At 74.7% G+C, this 2755-nt stretch carries 2 protein-coding genes; one reads left to right on the top strand and one right to left on the bottom strand.

Features of this window, described 5'->3' with window-relative positions:
- Positions 1–101: 101 nt before the first annotated feature.
- Complete coding sequence (locus C1J00_RS41655; protein ID WP_102914012.1) at positions 102–1232, bottom strand: AAA family ATPase; 1131 nt, start codon at positions 1230–1232, stop codon at positions 102–104.
- A 145-nt stretch (positions 1233–1377) separates the two neighbouring features.
- Here C1J00_RS41655 and C1J00_RS41650 point away from each other — a divergent pair, with 145 nt between their 5' ends.
- The gene (locus C1J00_RS41650) at positions 1378–2733 is read left to right on the top strand and encodes an SWIM zinc finger family protein (protein ID WP_102914011.1); all 1356 of its coding nucleotides are present in this window, start codon (positions 1378–1380) and stop codon (positions 2731–2733) included.
- The last annotated feature ends 22 nt before the right edge of the window (positions 2734–2755 follow it).

The raw sequence follows: 2755 nt of genomic DNA, 5'->3' as shown, positions 1-2755 counted from the left end.
GTTCCACACCGGTCACTTCGTCCTCCTCCCGTCCCGCACGTCCCCGCCCGATCCCGCGGGTGACCGCCGTCCCGTCGACCGGGGCAACCGCCCCGTGTTCCTCACACGCTCACCTCGCGGCAGGCCCGGTAGAAGTCCTTCCAGCCGTCACGCTCCCGGACCACCGTCTCCAGGTACTCCTGCCAGATGACGCGGTCCGCCGCCGGGTCGCGGACCACCGCGCCGAGGATGCCCGCGGCGACGTCGGCCGGCCGCAGCACGCCGTCGCCGAAGTGGGCCGCCAGGGCCAACCCGTTGGTGACGACGGAGATCGCCTCGGCCGTGGACAGCGTGCCGCTGGGGGACTTCAGCTTCGTCCGCCCGTCGGAGGTGACCCCGTCGCGCAGCTCGCGGAATACCGTGACGACCCGGCGGATCTCGTGGAGCCCGTCGGGGGCGGCCGGCAGGTCGAGGGAGCGGCCGATCTGGTCGACGCGCCGCGAGACGATGTCGACCTCGGCCTCGGGGCTCTCCGGCAGCGGCAGCACCACCGTGTTGAAACGGCGGCGCAGGGCGCTGGACAGGTCGTTGACCCCGCGGTCGCGGTCGTTGGCCGTGGCGATCAGGTTGAATCCGCGGACCGCCTGCACCTCCTGGCCCAGCTCCGGTATCGGCAGCGTCTTCTCCGACAGGATCGTGATGAGCGTGTCCTGCACGTCGGCCGGGATACGCGTCAGTTCCTCGACGCGGGCCGTCATGCCGTCGGCCATGGCCCGCATGACGGGGCTGGGCACGAGGGCGTCGCGGCTCGGGCCGTGGGCGAGCAGCTGCGCGTAGTTCCAGCCGTAGCGGATGGCCTCCTCCGGGGTGCCGGCGGTGCCCTGCACCAGCAGCGTGGAGTCGCCGCTGACCGCGGCGGCCAGGTGCTCGGACACCCAGGTCTTCGCCGTGCCCGGGACGCCGAGCAGGAGCAGGGCGCGGTCGGTGGCGAGCGTGGTGACCGCGACCTCGACGAGGCGGCGCGGGCCGACGTACTTGGGACTGATCACCGTGCCGTCCGGCAGGGTGCCGCCGAGCAGGTACGTCGCGACGGCCCAGGGCGACATCTTCCAGCGGGCGGGGCGCGGCCGGTCGTCCTGAGCGGCCAGCGCGGCGAGTTCACGGGCGAAGGCGACCTCGGCGTGCGGTCGCAACGCCTGGGTCGGTGCCGTCTCCCCCGCTTCGACGGACGTCGGCTCCACGGACACGGTCATGGCAAAGTCCCCCTCCAGCTCGGCCGGTTCGGATCTGTCGCCAACGTTGCACCACACCACTGACAATGCGTTCCGACCTGCGGAGATGCCCTGCCGGAGCCGCTGGCGGACCCGATTGTCAGTGGCGGGATCTACCTTCGGTGACATGACTCACCAGGGGGCGCGCTGGACCGCGGACCAGGTGCTGGCACTGGCGCCTGACGCGGCATCACGCAAAGCGGGAAGCAAACTCGGGGCGGCGGGGCCGTGGTCCGAGGCGGGGAGTTGCGACGAGGGGACGGTGTGGGGGCTGTGCAAGGGCAGCGGAAGCAAGCCGTATCAAACGATCGTGGACATGGCGGGCGCAGCCGGGCCCGCGTACAAGTGCAGTTGCCCGAGCCGCAAGTTCCCGTGCAAGCACGCGCTGGGGCTGTTGCTGCTCTGGGCCGCCGACGACGCGGCGGTGCCGCCGGGGCAGGCACCAAAGTGGGCCGCGCAGTGGACAGCGGGGCGGCGCGAGCGCGCGGAGGCGAGGAAGGCGGATGCCGGCTCCGGTGCGCCGTCCGGGGCCGCTGACCCCGAGGCGGCGCGACGGCGGGCGGAGCGCAGGGCCGAGCGGGTCTCGGCGGGCGCGGTGGAGCTGGAGCAGCGCCTGGTCGATTTGCTGCGCGGAGGCCTGGCGACCGCGGAGCAGTCGGGGTACGGCCTCTGGGAGGAGACGGCGGCCCGCATGGTCGACGCCCAGGCACAGGGGCTGGCGGGCCTGGTGCGGGAGTTGGGGGCGATCCCGTCGACCGGCCCGGGCTGGCCGGTGCGGCTGCTGGAGGAGTGCGCGCTGCTGCATCTGCTGGGGCGGGGCTGGCTGCGCCGCGAGCGGCTCCCGGCCGGCCTCGCCGCCACGGTCCGCTCCCGCATGGGCCTCCCGGCCTCCGCGGACGGCCCGCCGCTGCGCGACCGCTGGCTGGTCCTCGCCCAGTACGACACGACGGACCCGCGCCTGACGACCCGCCGGATCTGGCTGCACGGCGCCGACTCCCGGCGCACCGTGCTGCTCCTCTCCTACGGCGCGGTCGGCCGCGCCCCGGAGCCGGCGCTGCCGGTGGGCCTGAGTCTGGAGGCGGAGGTGTCCGCGTACCCGGGCACCGGGCAACCACGAGTGGCCCTGGGCGAGCAGTTCGCCCCGCCCGCCCCCGCGGCGATACGTCCGCCGGGGCTGACCACGACCCAGGCGGCCGCCCGTTACGGCGACGCCCTGCGCGACGACCCGTGGCTGGAGTCCGTCCCGGTGACGCTGGACCGGGTCGTTCCCACGCCGGACGGCGAGTCCTGGCAGCTGGCGGACGCCGACGAGGACGCGGCGTTGCCGCTCACTCCCGCCGCGCGCTCCCGGCCCGGCCTGTGGCGGCTCGTCGCCCTGTCGGGCGGGGCCCCGGTCAGGGTCTTCGGCGAGTGCGGCCACCAGGGCTTCACGCCGCTGACGGCCTGGCCCGAGGGCCCGGGCGACGCGGTCGCGCTGTGCTGACCCGGCGGCAGCGGTCCCGCCC

The organism is Streptomyces cahuitamycinicus (genome assembly GCF_002891435.1).
Classification (GTDB): domain Bacteria; phylum Actinomycetota; class Actinomycetes; order Streptomycetales; family Streptomycetaceae; genus Streptomyces; species Streptomyces cahuitamycinicus.
The sequence above is the reverse complement of the archived record's forward strand: the minus strand, read 5'-3'. Positions and strand labels throughout refer to the sequence as shown.